This is a genomic window from Streptomyces sp. NA02950, assembly GCF_013364155.1.
Lineage (GTDB): Bacteria > Actinomycetota > Actinomycetes > Streptomycetales > Streptomycetaceae > Streptomyces.
On record NZ_CP054916.1, the window covers coordinates 1,829,984 to 1,852,005 of the forward strand.

At 71.8% G+C, this 22,022-nt stretch carries 18 protein-coding genes; 2 read left to right on the top strand and 16 right to left on the bottom strand.

The features are described from left to right. Positions 1 to 147: 147 nt before the first annotated feature. The 14 genes from HUT19_RS07475 to pgsA all read right to left on the bottom strand — a co-directional run bounded on the left by HUT19_RS07475 (position 148) and on the right by pgsA (position 14,838). Entirely contained in the window at positions 148 to 756 is a 609-nt protein-coding gene (locus HUT19_RS07475) for an adenine phosphoribosyltransferase (protein ID WP_176179703.1), read from the bottom strand. Further along, the gene (gene secF / locus HUT19_RS07480) at positions 753 to 1,886 is read right to left on the bottom strand and encodes a protein translocase subunit SecF (RefSeq protein WP_176179704.1); all 1,134 of its coding nucleotides are present in this window, start codon (positions 1,884 to 1,886) and stop codon (positions 753 to 755) included. The genes HUT19_RS07475 and secF overlap by 4 nt, the downstream gene beginning before the upstream one ends. Position 1,887: 1 nt before the next feature. Then, positions 1,888 to 3,660, bottom strand: a complete 1,773-nt coding sequence (gene secD, locus HUT19_RS07485; protein ID WP_176179705.1) for a protein translocase subunit SecD — start codon at positions 3,658 to 3,660, stop codon at positions 1,888 to 1,890. 146 nt (positions 3,661 to 3,806) lie between these two features. Continuing rightward, positions 3,807 to 4,310: a preprotein translocase subunit YajC gene (gene yajC / locus HUT19_RS07490; RefSeq protein ID WP_176179706.1), complete on the bottom strand. Its 504-nt coding sequence runs from the start codon at positions 4,308 to 4,310 to the stop codon at positions 3,807 to 3,809. Between the two features lie 204 nt (positions 4,311 to 4,514). Then, on the bottom strand, positions 4,515 to 5,603 hold the full coding sequence (gene ruvB / locus HUT19_RS07495) for a Holliday junction branch migration DNA helicase RuvB (protein ID WP_176179707.1): 1,089 nt from the start codon (positions 5,601 to 5,603) through the stop codon (positions 4,515 to 4,517). Between the two features lie 67 nt (positions 5,604 to 5,670). Then, positions 5,671 to 6,291: a Holliday junction branch migration protein RuvA gene (ruvA, locus tag HUT19_RS07500; RefSeq protein WP_176179708.1), complete on the bottom strand. Its 621-nt coding sequence runs from the start codon at positions 6,289 to 6,291 to the stop codon at positions 5,671 to 5,673. Next, positions 6,288 to 6,821, bottom strand: coding sequence for a crossover junction endodeoxyribonuclease RuvC (gene ruvC / locus HUT19_RS07505; protein WP_176186589.1), 534 nt, complete (start codon positions 6,819 to 6,821; stop codon positions 6,288 to 6,290). The genes ruvA and ruvC overlap by 4 nt, the downstream gene beginning before the upstream one ends. 129 nt (positions 6,822 to 6,950) lie before the next feature. Beyond that, positions 6,951 to 7,703 (bottom strand): YebC/PmpR family DNA-binding transcriptional regulator, encoded by a 753-nt coding sequence (locus HUT19_RS07510; protein ID WP_176179709.1) that lies wholly within the window; start codon positions 7,701 to 7,703, stop codon positions 6,951 to 6,953. A 57-nt stretch (positions 7,704 to 7,760) separates the two neighbouring features. After that, entirely contained in the window at positions 7,761 to 8,345 is a 585-nt protein-coding gene (pdxT, locus tag HUT19_RS07515; RefSeq protein WP_176186591.1) for a pyridoxal 5'-phosphate synthase glutaminase subunit PdxT, read from the bottom strand. A 166-nt stretch (positions 8,346 to 8,511) separates the two neighbouring features. Next, on the bottom strand, positions 8,512 to 9,432 hold the full coding sequence (pdxS, locus tag HUT19_RS07520) for a pyridoxal 5'-phosphate synthase lyase subunit PdxS (RefSeq protein WP_176179710.1): 921 nt from the start codon (positions 9,430 to 9,432) through the stop codon (positions 8,512 to 8,514). Between the two features lie 272 nt (positions 9,433 to 9,704). Beyond that, on the bottom strand, positions 9,705 to 10,247 hold the full coding sequence (locus tag HUT19_RS07525) for a hypothetical protein (RefSeq protein WP_176179711.1): 543 nt from the start codon (positions 10,245 to 10,247) through the stop codon (positions 9,705 to 9,707). Between the two features lie 1,812 nt (positions 10,248 to 12,059). Continuing rightward, positions 12,060 to 13,220, bottom strand: coding sequence for a glycosyltransferase family 4 protein (locus tag HUT19_RS07530; RefSeq protein ID WP_176179712.1), 1,161 nt, complete (start codon positions 13,218 to 13,220; stop codon positions 12,060 to 12,062). Continuing rightward, entirely contained in the window at positions 13,217 to 14,173 is a 957-nt protein-coding gene (locus HUT19_RS07535; RefSeq protein WP_176179713.1) for a phosphatidylinositol mannoside acyltransferase, read from the bottom strand. The genes HUT19_RS07530 and HUT19_RS07535 overlap by 4 nt, the downstream gene beginning before the upstream one ends. Further along, the gene (gene pgsA, locus HUT19_RS07540; RefSeq protein WP_176179714.1) at positions 14,170 to 14,838 is read right to left on the bottom strand and encodes a phosphatidylinositol phosphate synthase; all 669 of its coding nucleotides are present in this window, start codon (positions 14,836 to 14,838) and stop codon (positions 14,170 to 14,172) included. The genes HUT19_RS07535 and pgsA overlap by 4 nt, the downstream gene beginning before the upstream one ends. Before the next feature lie 217 nt (positions 14,839 to 15,055). Between pgsA and HUT19_RS07545 the strand changes: the two genes are divergently transcribed. Next, on the top strand, positions 15,056 to 17,263 hold the full coding sequence (locus HUT19_RS07545; protein ID WP_176179715.1) for an elongation factor G-like protein EF-G2: 2,208 nt from the start codon (positions 15,056 to 15,058) through the stop codon (positions 17,261 to 17,263). A 269-nt stretch (positions 17,264 to 17,532) separates the two neighbouring features. Continuing rightward, positions 17,533 to 19,185: a hypothetical protein gene (locus tag HUT19_RS07550; protein ID WP_176179716.1), complete on the top strand. Its 1,653-nt coding sequence runs from the start codon at positions 17,533 to 17,535 to the stop codon at positions 19,183 to 19,185. Between the two features lie 93 nt (positions 19,186 to 19,278). Here HUT19_RS07550 and HUT19_RS07555 read toward each other — a convergent pair whose 3' ends face one another. Both HUT19_RS07555 and thrS read right to left on the bottom strand, forming a co-directional pair. Further along, a complete protein-coding gene (locus HUT19_RS07555; RefSeq protein WP_176179717.1) occupies positions 19,279 to 19,839 on the bottom strand; it encodes an HIT domain-containing protein in 561 nt (186 codons plus the stop codon). An 87-nt stretch (positions 19,840 to 19,926) separates the two neighbouring features. Further along, positions 19,927 to 21,906 (bottom strand): threonine--tRNA ligase, encoded by a 1,980-nt coding sequence (thrS, locus tag HUT19_RS07560; protein WP_176179718.1) that lies wholly within the window; start codon positions 21,904 to 21,906, stop codon positions 19,927 to 19,929. Between the last annotated feature and the right edge of the window lie 116 nt (positions 21,907 to 22,022).

Here is a 22,022-nt window from a genome sequence, read left to right on the forward strand (position 1 = left end):
AAGAGGTCGGGGTGCCATGGTATCGATCCCGCCACTCCGCTTGCCTGTCGGTCAAGCGGACCGGGCGGTGCCGGGCATGACGGAGGGCGGGGGCCCCGCATGATCGCAGGTCCCCGCCCTCCGTCCGCGGTATCGGCGCGATACCGCTCAGATCGTGATCAGCGCCTCCAGCGGGGCGCTGCCGAGCGAGCCCAGCAGCCGGCCGCGGCCCTGGAGAAAACCGAGCTCCAGCAGGACGGCGACCCCGGCGATCTGGGCACCGGCCCGCCGGATCAGCTGGAGGGACGCCTCGGCGGTGCCGCCGGTGGCCAGGACGTCGTCGACGACCAGGACCCGGTCGCCCGGGGCCAGGGCATCGGCGTGTATCTCGATCTCCGCGGTGCCGTACTCCAGCTCGTACGCCTGGGCCAGGGTGGCCCCGGGCAGTTTCCCGGCCTTGCGGACGGGGACGAAGCCGACTCCGGCGCGGACGGCGGCCGGGGCGCCGAGGATGAAGCCCCGCGCCTCCAGGCCCACGACCTTGTCCGCCCGGTACCGGGTGGCGAGCGTGGCCAGCGCGTCGGTCAGCGCGGTGAACGCGGCGGCGTCGGCGAGCAGCGGGGTGATGTCCTTGAACATCACGCCCGGCTTCGGATGGTCCGGCACGTCCTGGATCCGGCTGAGCAGCAGGGCGCGCAGTTCCTCGGCGGCGAGGCCGCCGAATCCGTCCGGATCGCCCGGCTCACCGGTCGCGGTGCCCGTCGTGCCGGCACTCATCGGCGCTTGCCCGACGGCCGGCCGCGGCCCCGGCCGCGTGAGGTGGGCTGGCGGCGCTGGCCGACGACCCCTCCGGGGGCCGCTCCGGCGTCCTGGAGATCCGGATCGCTGTCGCCCTCCTCGGCCGACCGGTCGGCACCGGCCTCGGACTCGGCCTTGGCGGCCGCCGCGCGCTTGGCGCGCACCCGCTTGGCCAGCGCCTTCATCCGCGGGTCGCGTTCCTTCAGGTCGGCGACGAGCGGAGTGGCGATGAAGATCGAGGAGTAGGCACCGGCGGCGAGACCGACGAACAGCGACAGCGAGATGTCGTTGAGCATGCCCGCGCCGAGCAGACCGCCACCGATGAACAGCAGCGCACCGACCGGCAGCAGCGCCACAACCGTGGTGTTGATGGACCGCACCAGGGTCGAGTTGAGGCTGCGGTTGGCGATCTCGCTGTAGGTGAAGCGGTTCTGTTTGGTGAGGTCCTTCGACGCTTCCTTGAGACCGTCGAAGACCACGACCGTGTCGTACAGCGAATAACCGAGGATCGTGAGCAGACCGATCACGGTACCGGGGGTGACTTCGAAGCCGACCAGCGCGTAGACCCCGACGGTGATGGTGATGTCGTGGATCAGCGCGACCAGTGCGGCCAGTGCCATCCGCCATTCGAAGGCGATGGCGAGATAGATCACCACCAGCACCATGAAGATCGCCAGACCCTGCCACGCCTTGCCGGCGATCTGCTCGCCCCAGCTCGGGCCGACCAGCTGGGTGTCGATCTTGTCGGCCTTGACGTCCAGCTTCTTGGCCAGCGCCTCCTGGACCGGCAGCGCCTCCTTGGTACCCAGCTCGCTGATCTGGATCCGCAGGCCGCCGCGGCCGAGCTCCTGGACGACCACGGTGTGGTCGTCGGCCGCCTTCTCGGCGGTCTGACGGACGTCGGAGGTCGAGACGCTGGTGTTGGGCGTGGTGAAGACGGCGCCGCCGGAGAACTCGATGCCCATGTTGAGGCCACGCACCGCCAGGCCGACGATGGCCGTGATGGTGATCAGTATCGAGATGCCGTACCAGATCTTGCGCTTGCCGACGAAGTCGTAGCCGACCTCGCCTCGGTAGAGCCTGGCGCCGAGAGTGCCGAGTCGCGACATCTCACGCCTCCTTCGTGTCGGCGGGGGCGGCGGAACGGCGCCGGCGCAGGGGCGGCTTGGCTCCCAGGCGCTCGGGGTCCAGACCGGACCAACGGTGGCCGTTCCCGAAGAACGGGCGGCGGGCGAGCAGCGTCATCAGCGGCTTGGTGAACAGGAACACCACCGCGACGTCGAGCAGCGTGGTCAGCCCCAGGGTGAAGGCGAAGCCCTGCACCTTGCCGACGGTGACGATGTAGAGCACCGCGGCGGCCAGGAACGACACGAAGTCGGAGACCAGGATGGTGCGCCGGGCCCGCGGCCAGCCGCGCTCGACGGCGGGGCGCAGCGAGCGGCCCTCCCGGATCTCGTCGCGGATCCGTTCGAAGTAGACGATGAACGAGTCGGCGGTGATACCGATGGCCACGATCGCGCCGCAGACCGCCGGGAGGTTCAGCGCGAAGCCGATACCGGGGCCGAGCAACACCATGATCGTGTAGGTGAGGATCGCGGAGACCCCGAGGCTGGCCATGGCCACCAGGGCCAGACCGCGGTAGTAGACGACCAGGTAGAGCATCACGAGGGCCATACCGATGGCACCGGCGACCAGGCCCGCCTTGAGCTGCTCACCGCCGAGGGCGGCGGAGACGGTGGTCTCGTCCGCGATGTCGAAGGACAGCGGGAGCGCACCGTAGGACAGGACGTTGGCCAGGTCCTCGGAGCTCTGCTGGGTGAAACCGCCGGAGATGGTGGCGCGGCCGCCGGTGATCGCCGTGTTGACCTCGGGGTCGGAGACGACCTCGCCGTCGAGGACGATCGCGAAGCGGTTCTGCGGGGGCTGCTTGGCCGCCAGCTTGCCGGTCACATCGGCGAACTTCTTGGCGCCCTTGCCGTTGAAGTCGAGCTGCACGATCCAGCCCGAGGCGTTCTGGCTCTCGAAGACGGACGAGGCGTCGTCGACGTCGGTGCCCTCGACCTGGGCGGGGCCGAGCACGTACTTGGCGTCGCCCTTCTGGCCGCAGGCCAGGATGGAGTCGGTCGCCTTGGCGTTGGCCGCCTTCTCGGCCGCCGCGGCGCGGCCCTTCTTGGTGGTGCAGTCCAGCGCGGCGAAGTCCTTGGCCAGGTCGTTCTGCCCGTTGGGGGCGGAAGGCTTCTTGGTCTGGTCGCCCTTGGGGGACTTCGACGGGTCGGGGGTCGGCGTCTTGTCGGCCTTCAGCGCGCCCGGGACGGCCCGGCCCTGGGTGCTGGCGCTCGCGGACGGGGTGCCCGAGGGCCGGTCGCTCTTCTCGGTGCCCTTGTCGCCCTGCTTGCCCTTGTCACCCTGGTCGTTCTTGCCCTTGCCGCTGGCGGTGGGGGTCGGGGTGGCGGGCGGGGGGTTCTTCCCGCCGGAGGTGGTGGAGGTGGTCACCGGCCGGAAGTAGAGCTGGGCGGTGGTGCCGACCTGCTGCCGGGCCTGCTTCGCGTTCGTCCCCTTGGGGATGTTCACGATGATGTGCTTGTCGCCCTGCGTCTGGACCTCGGCCTCGGACACACCCAGACCGTTGACACGCCGCTCGATGATGCCGACGGCGGTGTTCATGTTGTCCGTGTTGATCGCGTTGGGCTTGCCCGGCTGGTTCTTGGCCTCCAGCGTGAAGCTGGTGCCGCCCGCGAGGTCGATGCCGAGCCGCGGCGTGGTGTGACCGGAGAGGAACATCCCCCCGGTGAGCGCCACGATGGCGATCAGAATCACGGCCAGGGCGCGGCCGGGCCTGCCCTGCGACCCGGGTGACCTGCGGCCCTTCTTCGGTGCTGCCACCTTGTCGTTTCTCCCTGTCCAACCGCCCCGCACCGGGGGTGCGGCAGGCGGCCACGAAGTCTTGTGGGGGACGGCCCCTGCGGAGCCCTAACCGTCCGGGAACCGCGGCACGCCGAGCGGTGGGCGCCGCGGTTCCCGGTATGGGTCTACTTCGCGTCGGTGCTGCCGTCCCGCTTGCCGCCGTCGGACGCGTCCGCCGTGTCGGCGTCGTCCTTGCCCAGGTCGACCTTCTCGACGTCCTTCCCGGCGTCGCCCACGGCGTCCTTCGGGCCGGCGTCGTCGGCGTCATCGTCATCGGCGTGCGCGGCGCCGGTCAGCGAGGAGGCGTCGTCGGGGACGACGGGGCCGTGGCCGTCGGTCTCGGGGTCGATGCCGTGGACGATGCGGTTGTACTCCTCGTCCGGCAGGACCGCGCCCACGGCGTTCTTCGCGTAGATCGCGTGCACACCGGGGGCCACCTCGAGGAGGACCGTGTCGTCGCTGACCTCCTTGACCGTGGCGTACATGCCACCGATGGTCCGCACACCGGTGCCCGGGTGCATCTCATCGCGCATCTGCGCCGCCTGGCGCTGCTTGTTCTTGGCCGATCGGGTCATCAGGAACATGGCTCCGATGAGCACGATGAACGGCAGGAGAGTCACGATATTCACGGGACGGAAATTCCTTCACACGACCGCCGGGGCGCGGCCTGGTTTTCGGGGATGGATACACCGCACGGTTCCCGGACGGCATACGGACGGCATCGGCGGAGTCTAAGCGAGCCCACGCCAATGGAACAACGCCCGGCATGACGTCGGGGTTCCTGACGCCGCCATTATTCGCTCTTCACGCCAGGATGCCGAAGAACCGCGCCCTCATGCCTCGAACAGACCTGTCTGACCACCCGCGCCGGCCTGCTGGGGCGGGGTGAGACCCAGATGGGCCCAGGCCGCGGGGGTGCCGACGCGCCCCCGCGGCGTACGGGCCAGCAGCCCCTCCCGCACCAGGAAGGGCTCGGCGACCTCCTCGACCGTCTCGCGCTCCTCCCCCACGGCGACCGCCAGGGTGGACAGCCCCACCGGGCCGCCGCCGAACAGCTTGAGCAGGGCGCTGAGGACCGCGCGGTCCAGCCGGTCCAGACCGCGTCCGTCCACGTCGTAGACGGCCAGGGCGCTGGCGGCGATCTCCCGGGTGATCACCCCGTCGGCCTTGACCTGGGCGTAGTCGCGCACCCGGCGCAGCAGACGGTTGGCGATCCGGGGGGTGCCGCGGGACCGCCCGGCGATCTCGGTGGCGCCCACGGGCTCGATGGTGACCTCCAGCAGTCCGGCGGAGCGGTGGATGACGCGCTCCAGCTCGGCCGGGGCGTAGAACTCCATATGACCGGTGAAGCCGAAGCGGTCGCGCAGCGGGGGCGGCAGCAGCCCGGCCCGGGTGGTGGCGCCGACCAGGGTGAACGGCGGCAGCTCCAGCGGGATGGCGGTGGCGCCCGGCCCCTTGCCGACGATCACGTCGACCCGGAAGTCCTCCATCGCCATGTAGAGCATCTCCTCGGCGGGCCGGGACATACGGTGGATCTCGTCCAGGAAGAGCACCTCGCCCTCGGTGAGGGAGGAGAGGATCGCGGCGAGATCGCCCGCGTGCTGGATGGCTGGGCCGGAGGTGATGCGGATCGGGGCGCCCATCTCGGCGGCGATGATCATCGAGAGGGTGGTCTTGCCGAGCCCGGGGGCGCCGGAGAGCAGTACGTGGTCGGCGGTGCCGCCGCGCTGCCGGGCCGCCTTGAGCACCAGGTCCAGCTGCTCGCGCACCCGCTCCTGGCCGACGAAGTCACCGAGGTCCTTGGGGCGCAGCGCGGCCTCCACCGCCTGGTCCTCACCGTCGGCGTCGGCGCCCACCAGCCTTCCGCCCGCGCCGGGGGAAAGGTCCTCGGCGGTGGCCGGTGCGGTTTCGTCCCAGTTCACTGCGTATCGCCTCGCGATGTTGTGTCGAGCGGTGCCGCGGGTCGCGCCCCGGCGCGACGACGGCCGGTCACCGTGTGCGGTTCAGGGTCTGGAGGGCGGCCCGCAGCAGCTGGGCCACCTGGGGAGCGCCGCCGCCGGCGAGGGCCGCCTCGGCCTGCGGGGTGACGGCGGCGACCGCCTCGTCGGCCTCCCGGGGCTGGTAGCCCAGGCCGACCAGGGCGGTGTGCAGCTGATCGCTCCAGCCCCCGGCGGGTGCGGGGCGGGCGCCGGGCACGGCGGAGCCGACCGGCGCGCCGAGCCGGTCCTTGAGCTCCAGCAACAGCTTCTGCGCACCTTTCTTGCCGATGCCGGGGACGGCGGTGAGCGCCTTCTCGTCCCCGGTGGAGACGGCGATCCGCAGCGCGTCCGGGGTGTGGACGGCCAGCATGGCCTGGGCCAGCCGGGGGCCGACCCCGCTGGCGGTCTGGAGCAGCTCGAAGACCTGGCGCTCGTCGTCGTCCGCGAAACCGTAGAGGGTGAGCGAGTCCTCGCGGACGACCAAGGAGGTGGCGAGCCGGGTCTGCTCGCCGAGGCGCAGCCCGGACAGGGTGCCCGGGGTGCACTGGAGCGCCAGGCCGACGCCGCCGACCTCGACGACGGCGGAGTCCGGGGCGAGGGCCGCGACCGGGCCGGAGACGAACGCGATCATGGAAGACGGCCTTTCGTGGTGCGGTGGGCGGCGACGGCCCGCTGGAGGCGGTGGGTCGCGGGTGCCCGCCAGATGTGGCAGATGGCGAGCGCCAGGGCGTCGGCGGCGTCGGCCGGCTTGGGCGGTGCGTCGAGCCGCAGCAGCCGGGTGACCATGGCGCCGACCTGGGCCTTGTCCGCCCGTCCCGATCCGGTGACGGCCGCCTTGACCTCACTGGGGGTGTGCAGCGCGACCGGCAGTCCACGGCGGGCGGCGCAGAGCATCGCGACGGCGCTGGCCTGGGCGGTGCCCATGACGGTGCGCACGTTGTGCTGGCTGAACACCCGCTCCACGGCGACGCATTCGGGCCGGTGGGCGTCGAGCCACTCCTCGAGACTGCGCTCGATGAGGACGAGGCGGTCGGCGACCTCGGCGTCCGCCGGGCTGCGCACGACGCCGACGCCCAGCATCCGCAGGGGACGGCCCGCGACTCCCTCGACCACGCCGATACCGCACCGGGTCAGCCCCGGGTCGACGCCCAGCACCCGCACGACGCTCCCTCCCCTCACCGCCGCTTCGATCAACTGCTGACGCAGGCTAGCGGCTGCCACCGACAACGCCGACGGGCCGGTGGGGTGTGTCCCCGCCGACCCGTCCGCCGCATGTGCGCTGATGTGCCCTCAGGCGTCCACCTTGGCCATGACCTCGTCGGACACATCGAAGTTGGCGAAGACGTTCTGCACGTCGTCGCTGTCCTCGAGCGCGTCGATCAGCTTGAAGATCTTGCGGGCGCCGTCCTCTTCGAGCTGCACCTGCATGGTGGGCACGAAGTTGGCCTCGGCCGAGTCGTAGTCGATCTCCTGCTCCTGGAGCGCGCTGCGGACCGCGACCAGGTCGGTGGCCTCACTGATGACCTCGAAGGACTCACCGAGGTCGTTGACCTCTTCGGCGCCCGCGTCCAGGACCGCGCCGAGCACGTCGTCCTCGGTCAGCTCGCCCTTGGGGACGATCACCACGCCCTTGCGGTTGAACAGGTAGGAGACCGAGCCCGGGTCGGCCATCGAACCGCCGTTGCGGGTCATGGCGACGCGTACGTCGGAGGCGGCGCGGTTGCGGTTGTCGGTGAGGCACTCGATGAGCACGGCAACGCCGTTGGGGCCGTAGCCCTCGTACATGATCGTCTCGTACTCGGCGCCGCCTGCTTCAAGACCGGCACCGCGCTTGACCGCGCTGTCGATGTTCTTGTTGGGAACGGACTGCTTCTTGGCCTTCTGAATGGCGTCGAAGAGCGTCGGGTTACCGTCCGGGTCGGCACCGCCGGTCCGGGCGGCGACCTCGATGTTCTTGATCAGCTTCGCGAAGAGCTTGCCGCGCTTGGCATCGATCACGGCCTTCTTGTGCTTCGTCGTAGCCCATTTAGAGTGGCCGGACATCCGCCTGTCTCCTTCGCGTAACCCAGTGCTGTACGAACGCCTGCGATCCTACCGGGCTCAGGCTTGCCCGGACTGCCGCACCATGTCCACGAAGAGCGCGTGGACGCGGTGGTCACCGGTCAGCTCCGGGTGGAAGGACGTCGCGAGGACATGGCCCTGCCGGACCGCGACGGTGTGCCCCTCGAACGTCGCCAGCACCTCGGCGGCGGCGCCCACGGACTCCACCCACGGCGCGCGGATGAAGACGCCCTCGACCGGGCCGCCGTCGATGCCCTTGACGTCGATCCCGGCCTCGAAGGACTCGTTCTGACGGCCGAAGGCGTTACGGCGGACGATCATGTCGATACCGCCGATGGTCTCCTGGTCGTCACGGCCGTCGAGGATCTTGTCCGCGACCATGATCATGCCCGCGCAGGTGCCGTACACCGGCATTCCCGCGCGCACCCGCTCGCGCAGCGGCTCCAGCAGTCCGAAGATGACCGCCAGCTTGGACATCGTGGTCGACTCGCCACCGGGGATCACCAGTCCGGCGACCTCGGCCAGTTCCTCGGGGCGGCGGACGGGCCGTGCCGGGGCCCCGGCCGCGGCGAGCGCGGCGAGGTGTTCGCGGACGTCGCCCTGGAGGGCGAGCACACCGATCACGGGGGCGTCACCGGCCGTCGACGGGGCGGTGGACGATGCGGACGGCGCGAACGGCGCGGACGCGGGAGTCGAGGAAGACACGGAGCGAAGACCTCTCGGACGTCAGGGGCACCACGCGTCCGCCGGGACGCGTGGTGCCGGGTGGTGCCGGTGCGGGCGGGGCCGATTACCAGCCGCGCTTGGCGTAGCGCTCGTTCTCGGGGAGGGTGTCGCAGTTGATGCCGACCATGGCCTCGCCGAGGTCGCGGGACACATCCGCGATGACCTTCGGGTCGTCGTAGAAGGTGGTGGCCTTCACGATCGCGGCGGCGCGCCGGGCCGGGTCGCCGGACTTGAAAATGCCGGAGCCGACGAACACGCCCTCGGCGCCGAGCTGGCGCATCAGCGCGGCGTCGGCCGGGGTGGCCACACCGCCCGCGGAGAACAGCACGACCGGCAGCTTGCCGACCGCGGCGACCTCCTGGACCAGCTCGTACGGGGCGCGCAGCTCCTTGGCCGCCGCGTAGAGCTCGTGGTTGTCCAGGCCGCGCAGCCGGGCGATCTCGCCCTTGATCTGGCGCAGGTGACGCACGGCCTCGACCACGTTGCCGGTGCCGGCCTCGCCCTTGGAGCGGATCATGGCCGCGCCCTCGGCGATCCGGCGCAGGGCCTCGCCCAGGTTGGTGGCGCCGCAGACGAACGGCGTGGTGAAGGACCACTTGTCGCTGTGGTTGACCTCGTCGGCCGGGGTGAGCACCTCGGACTCGTCGATGTAGTCGACGCCGAGGGACTGGAGCACCTGGGCCTCGACGAAGTGGCCGATCCGGGACTTGGCCATGACCGGGATGGAGACCGCGTTGATGATCCCGTCGATCATGTCCGGGTCGGACATCCGGGCCACTCCGCCGTCCTTGCGGATATCGGCCGGAACCCGCTCGAGGGCCATGACCGCGACGGCACCGGCGTCCTCGGCGATCTTGGCTTCCTCAGGGGTGACGACGTCCATGATCACGCCACCCTTGAGCTGCTCGGCCATACCGCGCTTGACGCGGGCGGTACCGGTCGCGGGAGCCTCGGAGTTGGACGTGCTGGCGGGCGTGCTGGACACGGTTTGACCTCACTCGATGATGAAAAGTGCGATGAGCCCATCGTAGGGCCGTTCGATACCCGTTCATGACCCGGCCATTCGGTCCAGGTCGAAGGCGCCTGTGCTACAGGGATGACAAAAGCGGCTGGGGGCCGGGCCCGGCAAGGGCCAATTGGCGGCCGGTGGCTCGAAGGCGGCGGAACCGCAGGTGAGCGGGGCGAGCGGGTCCGGCGGGCCGGCCAGGCCCGCGGCGGTTTGGCCCCCGCGGCGGTTTGGCCCCCGCGGCGGCCGGGTCAGTGTCCGGCGCGGGCGGCCAGCGCGGCCGGCGGCTCGTCGTCCATCTCGAAGGCCAGCGGGAACGGGGCGTGCCCGGCCAGCCGGAACCAGCGCACCTTGCGGTGGCGGCGCAGCGCCCGGGCCGCGCGTACCGCGTCGTTGTGGAACCGCCGGGCCATCGGCACCCGCCGTACCGCCTCGGTCAGTTCGCCCAGCGCCTCCTCGCCGCCCGGCGCCTCCCGTACGACCTCGACCTGCGCGCTCTCCCCGAAGACGGCCCGCAGCGCCTGGCTCAGCTCGCTCTCGGCGACCTCCCGGTGCTCCTCCTCGGACTGCCGGGCGGCGTGGGCGGCCTGGTACAGCACCATCGAGGCGGCGGGGTCGAGCACTCCCGCGGTGGCCAGCTCCTGGGCGACCGAGGCGCGGCGCAGCAACTGGGCGTCCAGGGCCGCCCGTGCCGCGTCCAGCCGGCTGTGCAGCCGGTCGAGGCGGCCCGCGGTCCAGCTCAGATAGACGGCGATGACGACCAGCGCGGCCGCGATCCAGATCAATGTGCTCACGGCGCGCCACGGTACCGCCTGTCACCTGCCATCGGGGGTGCCCATGGCTCCCCGCCCCGCCGGGGTCGTCGCACGGGCGCGGGCGCGCGACGTCAGCGCGGCTGAGCGCCGTGGGGGCGGGGTGGGGGCGGGGTGGGAGGAGACCCGGCACCCCGAGCGCGGTCACAGCCGGAAGCACGGGCGCGAGCCTGGCGGTACGGGCGCAGGCCCGGAGGTGCGGGCACAAGCCACCCGGCGGTACGGACGCAGGCCCCGCCCCGGGCACGCCCCCCGGGGCGCGGACTGCCCGGGAAGTACGCAACCCGGGCCCGGAACAGCGGACCCCGGGCCCAGCCCGCAGGCACGGGCGCCAGCTCGCAGGCACGGGCCCCAAGCCCGGTGGCACGGGCCCAGGGCCGGACGTACGGACGCGGGCCGCGCCCCGGGCACAGCCCCGGGCGCAGACTGGTCGGGAGGTATACGCACGGGCCCCAGCCCGCAGGCACGGGCCCCAGGCCCCCCGCGGTACGGGCGCAGGCCCGGAGGTGCGGGCACAAGCCACCCGGCGGTACGGACGCAGGCCCCGCCCCGGGCACGCCCCCCGGGGCGCGGACTGCCCGGGAAGTACGCAACCCGGGCCCGGAACAGCGGACCCCGGGCCCAGCCCGCAGGCACGGGCGCCAGCCCGCAGGCACGGGCCCCAAGCCCGGTGGCACGGGCCCAGGGCCGGACGTACGGACGCGGGCCGCGCCCCGGGCACAGCCCCGGGCGCAGACTGGTCGGGAGGTATACGCACGGGCCCCAGCCCGCAGGCACGGGCCCCAGGCCCCCCGCGGTACGGGCGCAGGCCCGGAGGTGCGGGCACAAGCCACCCGGCGGTACGGACGCAGGCCCCGCCCCGGGCACGCCCCCCGGGGCGCGGACTGCCCGGGAAGTACGCAACCCGGGCCCGGAACAGCGGACCCCGGGCCCAGCCCGCAGGCACGGGCGCCAGCCCGCAGGCACGGGCCCCAAGCCCGGTGGCACGGGCCCAGGGCCGGACGTACGGACGCGGGCCGCGCCCCGGGCACAGCCCCGGGCGCAGACTGGTCGGGAGGTATACGCACGGGCCCCAGCCCGCAGGCACGGGCCCCAGGCCCCCCGCGGTACGGGCGCAGGCCCGGAGGTGCGGGCACAAGCCACCCGGCGGTACGGACGCAGGCCCCGCCCCGGGCACGCCCCCCGGGGCGCGGACTGCCCGGGAAGTACGCAACCCGGGCCCGGAACAGCGGACCCCGGGCCCAGCCCGCAGGCACGGGCGCCAGCCCGCAGGCACGGGCCCCAAGCCCGGTGGCACGGGCCCAGGGCCGGACGTACGGACGCGGGCCGCGCCCCGGGCACAGCCCCGGGCGCAGACTGGTCGGGAGGTATACGCACGGGCCCCAGCCCGCAGGCACGGGCCCCAGGCCCCCCGCGGTACGGGCGCAGGCCCGGAGGTGCGGGCACAAGCCACCCGGCGGTACGGACGCAGGCCCCGCCCCGGGCACGCCCCGGGGGCGCGGACTGGCCGGGACGTACGCCGCAGCCGCAGGCACTGGCCCCAGCCCGGAAACACGGGCCCCGGCCCGCAGGTGACGGCGCCAGCCGAACGTACGGGCGCAGGGCCCACCCGGGACGCGGCGCCGACCCCGGGTACGGGCGGCCAGCAGGGGGGTACGCGCACGGGCCCGCAGCCGCCGACCCGGGCCCACACGACGCCGTATCTCGGGCACAGGCAGAGGCACCGGCACCGGCACCGGCACCGGCCGGACGGCCCGGGCACGGGCTACGTCTCACAGGTCCGCCCGACAGGGCCTAGTCGCGGGCGAGGCCCAGCCGCGCGCGCAGTCCGGCCTTGTCGTCGGCGGCCACGGACGCCGCGCCGTCGGTCACCGTCTCGTACACCGCGAGGATGTCCGCGCCGACCGTGGACCAGTCGAAGCGGCGCACATGGCGGCGGCCCCGCTCCCGCAGCTCGGCCACCCGCTCCGGGGTCTCCAGCAGCCGTACGGCGGCCGCGGCGAGCGCGTCGGCGTCCCCGCCCGCGAACAGCTCTCCCGCCGCTCCCCCGTCCAGGACCTGCCCGAACGCGTCCAGGTCGCTGGCCAGGACCGCGGCCCCCGCCGACATGGCCTCGACCAGGATGATCCCGAAGCTCTCACCGCCGGTGTTGGGCGCGACGTAGACGTCGACGCTGCGCAGCAGCCGCGCCTTGTCCTCGTCGCTGACCATCCCCAGGAACTCCACGCGCTCCCGCATCCGCGCCGGCAGCCCCGCGACCGCCTCCTTCTCGTCACCGCGCCCGGCGACCAGCAGCCGGGCCCCCGGCCGCGCTTCGAAGATCTTCGGCAGTGCGCGCATCAGCACCGGGAGGCCCTTGCGGGGCTCGTCGATCCGGCCGATGAAGCCGATCGTGTCGCCCCGCCACTCCTCCTTGGGCTCGGCGTCGGCGAAGAAGCCCACGTCGACGCCGTTGGGGATGACCACCGCGTCGCCGCCCAGGTGCTCGACCAGCGTCCGCCGGGCGTACTCGCTCACCGCGATCCGCGCGCTGATCTTCTCCAGCGCGGGCTGGAGGATCGGATATGCGGCGATCATGGCGCGGGAGCGGGGGTTGGAGGTGTGGAAGGTGGCGACGATGGGCCCCTGCGCCGCCCAGCAGGCGAGCAGGCCGAGCGAGGGCGAGGTCGGCTCGTGGATATGGATGACGTCGAAGGCGCCGTCGTGTAGCCAGCGGCGCACCCGCGCGGCGGACAGGAAGCCGAAGTTGAGCCGGGCCACCGAGCCGTTGTACGGCACCGGCACGGCGCGTCCGGCGGAGACGACATAGGGCGGCAGCGGGGTCTCGTCGTCCGCGGGGGCCAGCACCGAGACCTCGTGGCCGCCCCGGATCAGATGTTCGGCCAGGTCGCGGATGTGGAACTGCACGCCGCCTGGGACGTCCCAGGAGTACGGGCAGACGATGCCGATCCTCACCGTTTCTCCGTTCCGGAGCCGTCGGGGGCCCCCGTCACCGGGCGGGCGGCGGAGCGGGCCGCCGGACGCGGCTCCAGGTCCGCGAGCCACAGCCGCTGGAGCATATGCCAGTCCTCGGGGTGCTCGGCGATCCCCGCCGCGAAGACGTCGGCGACCTCCTGGGTCATCGCGGCCGCCCGCTCGGCGCTGGTGCCGGACGCGGGCACCTCGACCGGCGGGTGCACCCTCCCCCGCATGACCGGGGTCTCGTCGTACCAAAGGGTGACCGGCAGCAGCAGGGCACCGGTCTGAACCGCCAGCCGGGCGGGCCCGGCGGGCATCTTGGCCCGCTCGCCGAAGAACTCGACCTCCACGCCCGAGGCGGACAGGTCGCGGTCGGCGACCAGGCACACCAGTCCGCCCGCGCGCAGCCGCCGCGCCAGCGTTCCGAAGGCGCTGCCGCCCTGGTGGGGCAGCACCTCCATGCCCAGGCCCTCGCGGTAGGCCACGAAGCGGTCGTACAGCGTCTCCGGCCTCAGCCGCTCGGCGACGGTGGTGAAGGGCACGCCGAGCCGGGTGGTGACCCAGGCCCCGGCGAGGTCGTAGTTGGCCATGTGGGGCAGGGCGAGGACCACGCCCCGGCCGTCGGCCAGCCCGTCCTTCAGATGGTGCACGTCCGCGACGTCGAAGCCGGTGCGGATCCGCTCCGGGCTCCAGGTCGGGAGCCGGAAGGACTCCATCCAGTAGCGCATGTAGGAGCGCATCCCGGCACGCGACAGCTCCGCGAGCCGCCGTGGTGAGGCATCCGGGACGACCCGCGCCAGATTGGCCTCCAGTCGTAGCACGCCCTTGCCTCGCCGCTTCCACACCTGATCGGCTATGCGCTGCCCGAGACCCGCGGCGACCGGTTCGGGGAGCTTCTTGACCGTGCTCCAGCCCAGCCCGTAGAGCGCGTCGGTCAGCCGGTCCTTCACCGGGCCTCGCCCCCCTGGGGCACCGTCCGCTCCTCGGCGTCCGCCTCGGCGGCCTCGCGGCGCACGGTCACCACGCGCTGCGCCAGGGTCACCGCGCTGCCCACGGCGACGATCCACAGCGCGATCGGCAGCAGGATGTCGATATGCGGCACCCCGAACTTGTGCAGTCCGGAGAAGCCACAGGCCACCAGCGAGATCACCAGCCGCTCGGCGCGCTCCACGAGCCCGTTGACGTTCACCGGCAGGCCGATTGCCTCGCCGCGCGCCTTGGTGTACGAGACCACCTGGCCGCTGGCGAGACAGAAGATCGTCACCGCACACAGCACATTGTCGTCGCCCCGCCCCGCGTACCACAACGCAAGACCGCCGAAGATCGCGCCGTCGGCGACCCGGTCGAGGGTGGAGTCCAGGAACGCGCCCCAGCGGCTGGAGCGGCCCAGTTGCCGGGCCATGTTGCCGTCGACCAGGTCGGAGAAGACGAAGAGGGTGATGACCACCGTCCCCCAGAAGAACTCCCCCCGGGGGTAGAAGACCAGTGCGCCCGTGATCACACCACCCGTTCCGACGAGGGTCACCGCGTCGGGGCTGACCCCGAGACGGATGAGCAGGGCGGCGAACGGTGTGAGAACACGCGTGAAGAATGCACGCGCGTACTTGTTCAGCATGGCCTTCCCGGTGGGTCGATTGGGCCGGATGGTCAAGGGGCCCCCGGCGGGCCCATCGTAGCCAGGCGTCGCCGGGGCACCGCGCACCCGTCGGACAGCTCCCGCACCCGCTCCCGCACCGGGCCCGCGGTACGGCCGGATGTGCGACGTATGGACGCACCGTTACCTCGGTGGAAAGCTCGAAGTATCGCGAGGTGTCGACCGGGAGGCGAGACACATGGGCGACAAAACGAGTACGCACCCAGGGGCCGCCGGAAGGGCAGTGGCGGCCGACCGGCCCAGCTCCCTGAGGAACGTGGTGCTGGTCGGCCACAGCGGGACGGGAAAGACAACGCTGGTGGAGGCCCTCGCACTGGCGACGGGCGCGGTCAATCGGGCGGGCAGGGTCGAGGACGGCGGCTGCCTCTCCGACTACGACGAGATCGAGCACCGGCAGCAGCGTTCGGTGCAGCTGTCCCTGGTCCCCGTCGAATGGGGCGGGATGAAGATCAATCTCCTGGACACCCCGGGGTACGCCGATTTCGTCGGGGAGCTGAGGGCCGGTCTGCGGGCAGCGGACGCGGCCCTTTTTGTTGTCTCGGCGGCCCAGGACGCGCTGGGCATCGCCGGGGCCACCCGGATGGTCTGGGACGAGTGCGCGGCCGTGGGAATGCCGCGCGCGATCGTGATCACACACCTGGAGGCCGCCCGCGCCAGCTTCGAGGAGATGACCGAGCTGTGCCGGGAGTCCTTCGGCGGCGACGACCCGGACGCGGTGCTCCCGCTGTACCTGCCGCTGCGGGGCGAGCCGGCGCCGGACGGCCACGCCCCGGTCACCGGGCTGATCGGGCTGCTCTCCCAGCGGGTCTTCGACTACTCCTCGGGCGTACGGACCGAGACGCCGCCCGGCCCGGACCAGCTCCCGCTGGTCGAGGAGGCCCGCAACCGGCTCATCGAGGGGATCATCGCCGAGAGCGAGGACGAGACCTTGATGGACCGCTATCTCGGCGGTGAGGAGATCGACGTCAAGACGCTCATCCAGGACCTGGAGAAGGCCGTCGCACGCGGCAGTTTCCACCCCGTGCTGGCCGCCGCCCCGGCCGCCGAGGGCTCCAAGCAGGGCCTGGGCACCACCGAGCTGCTGGAACTGATCACCGGCGGCTTCCCCACCCCGCTGGAGCGCGAGGCGCCCGAGGTCACCACCCCCGAGGGCGTTCCGCGTCCGGCGCTCACCTGCGATCCGGACGGGCCGCTGGCCGCCGAGGTGGTCAAGACCTCCTCCGATCCGTATGTCGGCAGGATCTCCCTGGTGCGGGTGTTCTCCGGAACGCTGCGCCCGGACGAGACGGTGCATGTGTCCGGGCACGGTCTGGAGGACCGCGGCCATGAGGACCACGACGTGGACGAGCGGGTGGGCGCCCTCTCCTCGCCGTTCGGCAAACAGCAGCGGATGCTCCCCCAGGCCATCGCGGGCGATCTGGCCTGTGTGGCCAAGCTGACCCGCGCCGAGACCGGCGACACCCTGTCCGCCAAGGACGACCCGCTGCTGATGGCGCCCTGGCAGATGCCCGATCCGCTGCTGCCCGTCGCCATCCAGGCGCACAGCAAACCGGACGAGGACAAGCTGTCGCTGGGGCTGTCCCGGCTGGTCGCCGAGGATCCGACGATGCGGCTGGAGCAGAATCCGGACACCCACCAGGTGGTGCTGTGGTGTCTGGGCGAGGCCCATATGGATGTCGCGCTGGAGCGGCTGCGCAGCCGGTACGGCGTGCAGGTGGACGCGGTGCCGTACAAGGTCTCGCTGCGGGAGACCTTCCGCGGCAAGGCCGCCGGACGCGGACGGCATGTCAAACAGTCCGGCGGGCACGGCCAGTACGCGATCTGCGAGATCGAGGTGGAGCCGCTGCCGGGCGGCTCGGGCATCGAGTTCGTGGACAAGGTCGTCGGCGGGGCTGTACCGCGGCAGTTCATCCCGTCCGTCGAGAAGGGGGTGCGCAGCCAGGCGGCCCGCGGCGTCGCCGCGGGCTACCCCCTGGTCGATGTGCGGATCACACTGCTCGACGGCAAGGCCCACTCGGTGGACTCCTCGGACGCCGCGTTCCAGACGGCGGGCGCGCTCGCGCTGCGGGAGGCGGCCGCCGACGCCCGGATCGATCTGCTGGAACCGGTGGTCGAGGTGTCGGTCCTGGTCTCGGACGACTACGTGGGCGCGGTCATGAGCGATCTGTCCGGCCGCCGCGGCCGGGTCGTGGGCACCGAGCAGTCGGGCGGCGGCCAGACCCTGATCAAGGCGGAGGTGCCGGAGATCGAGATCGGGCGGTACGCCGTCGATCTGCGGTCGCTGTCGCACGGCACCGGGCGGTTCGGCCGCTCCTACTCCCGGCACGAGGCGATGCCGCAGCAGCTGGCCGAACGGATCCGCGAAGGGGCGTACGCGGACGCGTAGGTCTCGTCCGGTGGATGCCCGGGCGACTCCGGCAACGCAGCCGGGGGCACCTCCCGGCGGTAGCCGGGGGCGCGGTGCCAGGCGTCGCGGGCCCGATAAGATCCGCCGGACAGGGCCTGGTTGCCGACCCGCCCGCCCCGACTCCGCCGGGGCGGGCGGCCGTTCGCGGGAGTGGTTGTCCACAGGCCACCACGCCCTGGCGACAGGTGGTGCACACCCCCGATACGCTGAGGTCGCAGCGCAAGCGGCGTGCGGTATTGGGGGCGTTGGTGACGGACGGATTCGATTTCAGTCCCGGGGCGCAGGTGCCTCTGTCGGGGGCTGCGGGGCAGACGGCGGCGACGCAGGCGCTCGCCTCGGCCGCCTACCGCGACGGCCCCGTGGCCAAGCTGCTGGACGCCAATTCGGAGTGGACGGTCTCGGAGGTCAAGGCGCCGAAGATATCGCTGTTCGAGCCGAATCTGGGCGAGGCGTTCTCCCGCGCCGTCCAGCAGCGGATGCTCGGTGGCGGCCGGGGCCAGGTGATCCAGTCCTTCGGCACCGAGCCGCAGACGGTCGTCGAGCACTGCCTCGCGGCCAATCGCATCCGCAAGACCCGGGACACCCGGCTCACCGCCATCATGGTGGTCTTCGGGCTGCTCTTCCTCCCCGGGGTGCTGCTGTGGCTCGGCGCGTTCCAGTTGCGGCGCTCGGTCGCCGGTTCCCAGGACAAGCGGATGGGAGCACTCGGCACGGCGCTGCTGGTGGCGCTCACCGTGATCACCCTCATCTTCCTGATCAAGCTGCCGTTCGGCGGCTTCTGGGGCGTCTATCTGCGCGGGGTGGTGGTGGCCCCGGTGATCGGCTGGTACATCGCCAAGCAGGTCTGCGAGCGCACCGCCAAGGACCTGCGGGACTCCTGGGGCGGGCTGCTGGCGGGCGGCGGAGTGGGCGCCAAGGTGCCCGAGACCGTGCCCAACCACCCGGGCCAGACCTCCGCCGAGGAGCTGCGCAAGGCGCTGCACAAGCTCACCGCCGAGCAGTACAGCAACGTGGTCTTCTACGCCGGGCCCAAGGGCATATTGGGCATGGGCACCCGATGGGGAAGCTGGCAGCTGGCCGAGGACCTGGTCTCCGTCGACCCGGACAAGGAGATCGACCCCTTCCGCAGCTGGGACGTGATACGGGCGGTCCATGACCAGCTGCGGATGCTGGAGCGCACCCCGCTGCACACCGGTGGCTTCCCCACTCCCTCGGTGCGCCACTGGGTGGTGTCGCCGATCGGCGAGGGGGCCAAGGCGGTCGAGCGCGGCGGCACCTCCGAGGAGGAGGGCTTCCAGATAAAGGGCGTCGAGCTCCAGCGGATCTGCGACCAGCAGCAGTTCGGCGCCGGTGACCGGCACTACCTGGGTGTGCAGTTCGTGCTGTGGGACGGCCAGTTGGTGATCACGCTGCTGATCACGGTGACCCTGCTGCACAAGACACTGCGGATCGAGGTCACCGGGCACGCTCTGGGGCCGGTGCACCCGCTGTTCACCAGCAAGCCGGCGGCGCCGTCCAAGACCGTCAGCAAGACCTTCCGGTTCTGGGAGACCAAGACGGTTCCGCTGCCGCTGGTGGACGCGAAGGAGGTGGTGCGGCTGACCGCACGCGCCCCCTTCACCTGGTATCCGCCGATCCTCGACCACCTGGGCGGCAAGCTGGTGCTGCCCGAGCCGTTCGGGCTGCGTCACGCCTGGGCGGACAAGCCCTGGCGCCACCGCTTCATGGCGGACGACGCGCTGCGCGCCGCCACCCCCGTGCTGCGGGTGGTCCACGAGGCGGCGATCGGTGTGCTCAAGCACCATGGCGTCGACACCGAGCGCTTCGGCAACCGCTCGCTGGCGCTCAGCGGCCAGGTCCAGGAAGCGGCCCCCAAGAAGGCCGATCTGTACGACGCGTGATCCGCACGAGGCCTGATCTGTACCACGCGCCTGATCCGTACGACGTCCGCACGCGATGTGCCGGCCGGGCGGCGCCCGGCCGGGGCCAATGTCCTACGGCCGGGGCCAGGCGTCGGCGAGCATCCGGCGGGTGTCGGCGAGCAGTTGCGGCAGCACCTTGGTGTTGCCGATCACCGGCATGAAGTTGGTGTCGCCGCCCCAGCGCGGTACCACGTGCTGGTGCAGATGGGCGGCGATCCCGGCACCCGCCACGGAGCCCTGGTTGAGCCCGATGTTGAAACCGTGTGCGCCGGAGGCGGTTCGCAGCGTGGTCATGGCGGCCTTGGTGAACTCGGCCAGCTCCACCGTCTCCCCGGCGTCCAGTTCGGTGTAGTCGGCGACGTGGCGGAACGGCACGACCATGAGGTGGCCGCCGTTGTACGGGTAGAGATTGAGCACGGCGTAGACGTGCTCACCCCGCGCGATGATCAGGCCGTCCTCGTCGGACTTCTCCGGGATGGTGCAGAACGGACAGCCATCGCCCGCCCCCGGGCCGGTGGGCTTGTTCTCCCCCTGGATGTACGCCATCCGGTGGGGCGTCCACAGGCGCTGGAACGCATCGGGCGTCCCCACTCCGAACTGCTGCTCCGGCTCACTCGTCATGCGGGCCAGCATATTCGCCCAGGAAGGGTGGGGAAGCGGTGAGGGGCGGCCCCTCCCGGGACCGCCCCTCGTATCGCCCCGCCCCCGCGGGGAACGTGATCACACCTGGATGCGGCGCTCCACAGCGTCCATGATCTCGGCCAGCGCCTCGTCGACCGGGATGCCGTTCTTCTGCGAACCGTCGCGGTAGCGGAAGCTGACCGCTCCGGCCGCCACATCGTCGTCACCGGCGATGATCATGAACGGAACCTTGGCCTTCTGGGCGTTCCTGATCTTCTTCTGCATCCGGTCCGAGGAGGAGTCCACCTCCATCCGCAGCCCCTTGGCCTTGGCTTTGGCCGCGAACTCCTCCAGGTACGGCACATGGGTGTCGCCGATCGGGATACCGGTCGCCTGCACCGGGGCCAGCCACACCGGGAAGGCGCCCGCGTAGTGCTCCAGCAGCACCGCGAAGAACCGCTCGATCGACCCGAACAGGGCCCGGTGGATCATGACCGGCTGCCGGCGCGAGCCGTCCGCCGCCGTGTACTCCAGCTCGAACCGGGCGGGCTGGTTGAAGTCGACCTGGATCGTCGACATCTGCCAGGTACGGCCGATGGCGTCCTTGGCCTGGACGGAGATCTTCGGACCGTAGAAGGCCGCGCCGCCCGGGTCCATGACCAGTTCCAGGCCCTGCTTCTCGGCGGCCTTGCGCAGCTCCTCGGTGGCCTCTTCCCACTGGTCGCCGCTGCCCATGAACTTGTCGGAGTCGTCCCGCGTGGACAGCTCCAGATAGAAGTCGCTCAGCCCGTAGTCCCGGAGCAGGTTCAGCACGAAGGTCAGCAGATTGTCGAGCTCATCGGCCATCTGCTCCTTGGTGCAGTAGATGTGCGAGTCGTCCTGGGTGAAGCCCCGGGCCCGGGTCAGGCCGTGGACCACCCCGGACTTCTCGTAGCGGTAGACCGTGCCGAACTCGAAGAGCCGCAGTGGCAGTTCGCGGTAGGACCGCCCGCGCGCCCGGAAGACCAGGTTGTGCATCGGGCAGTTCATGGCCTTGAGGTAGTAGTCCTGGCCCTCGAACTCCATGGGCGGGAACATGCCGTCCATGTAGTGCGGCAGATGGCCGGAGGTCTCGAACAGGCGCGCCTTGGTGATGTGCGGGGTGTTGACGAACTCGTAGTCCGCCTCCTCGTGGCGCTTGCGTGAGTACTCCTCCATCTCCTTGCGGATGACACCCCCCTTGGGGTGGAACACCGCGAGGCCGGACCCCAGCTCGTCGGGGAAGGAGAACAGGTCCAGCTCGGAGCCCAGCTTGCGGTGGTCGCGCTTCTCGGCCTCGGCGAGGAAGTCCAGATGGGCCTTCAGCTCGTCCTTGGTCGGCCAGGCGGTGCCGTAGATCCGCTGGAGCTGCGGGTTCTTCTCGCTGCCCCGCCAGTACGCGGCGGCGCTGCGCATCAGCTTGAAGGCCGGGATGTTCCGGGTGCTCGGCAGGTGCGGACCGCGGCACAGGTCCTTCCAGCACAGCTCGCCGGTCTTGGCGTCGAGGTTGTCGTAGATGGTCAGCTCGCCCGCGCCGACCTCGGCCGACGCGCCCTCGGCGGCGTCCGCGGCCGAACCCTTGAGGCCGATCAGCTCCAGCTTGTACGGCTCGCCCGCCAGCTCCTCGCGCGCGGCCTCGTCCGTCACCGCACGGCGCGAGAACTTCTGGCCCCGCTTCTGGATCTCCTGCATCTTCTTCTCGATGCGCTTGAGATCGTCCGGGTGGAACGGGGTCTCGACGTCGAAGTCGTAGTAGAAGCCGTCCTTGATCGGCGGGCCGATGCCCAGCTTCGCCTCCGGGAACAGCTCCTGGACGGCCTGCGCCATGACGTGCGCGGTGGAGTGGCGCAGAATGTCCAGACCGTCCTGGCTGGTGATCTCGACCGGCTCGACCTCCTCGCCGTCGGCCGGTGCGTAGGCCAGGTCCTTCAGCTGACCGGCCACGCGCGCGGCGACGATCGAGCGGTCACCGGCGAAGAGGTCCGCGGCCGTAGTGCCCGTGGCCACCACGCGTTCTTCCCGCTCGGAATCGCGCTGGATGATCACACGGACGTCTGACACCGGTCTCTCCTGACTGATGGGTGGCTCCCCGCGGCGAATGCCGCGCAGCGTGAATCGTACCGAGCCGACCGGTCCGACCGCGAAACGGCGGGGAGCACGCTCACCGGCCGCCCCGC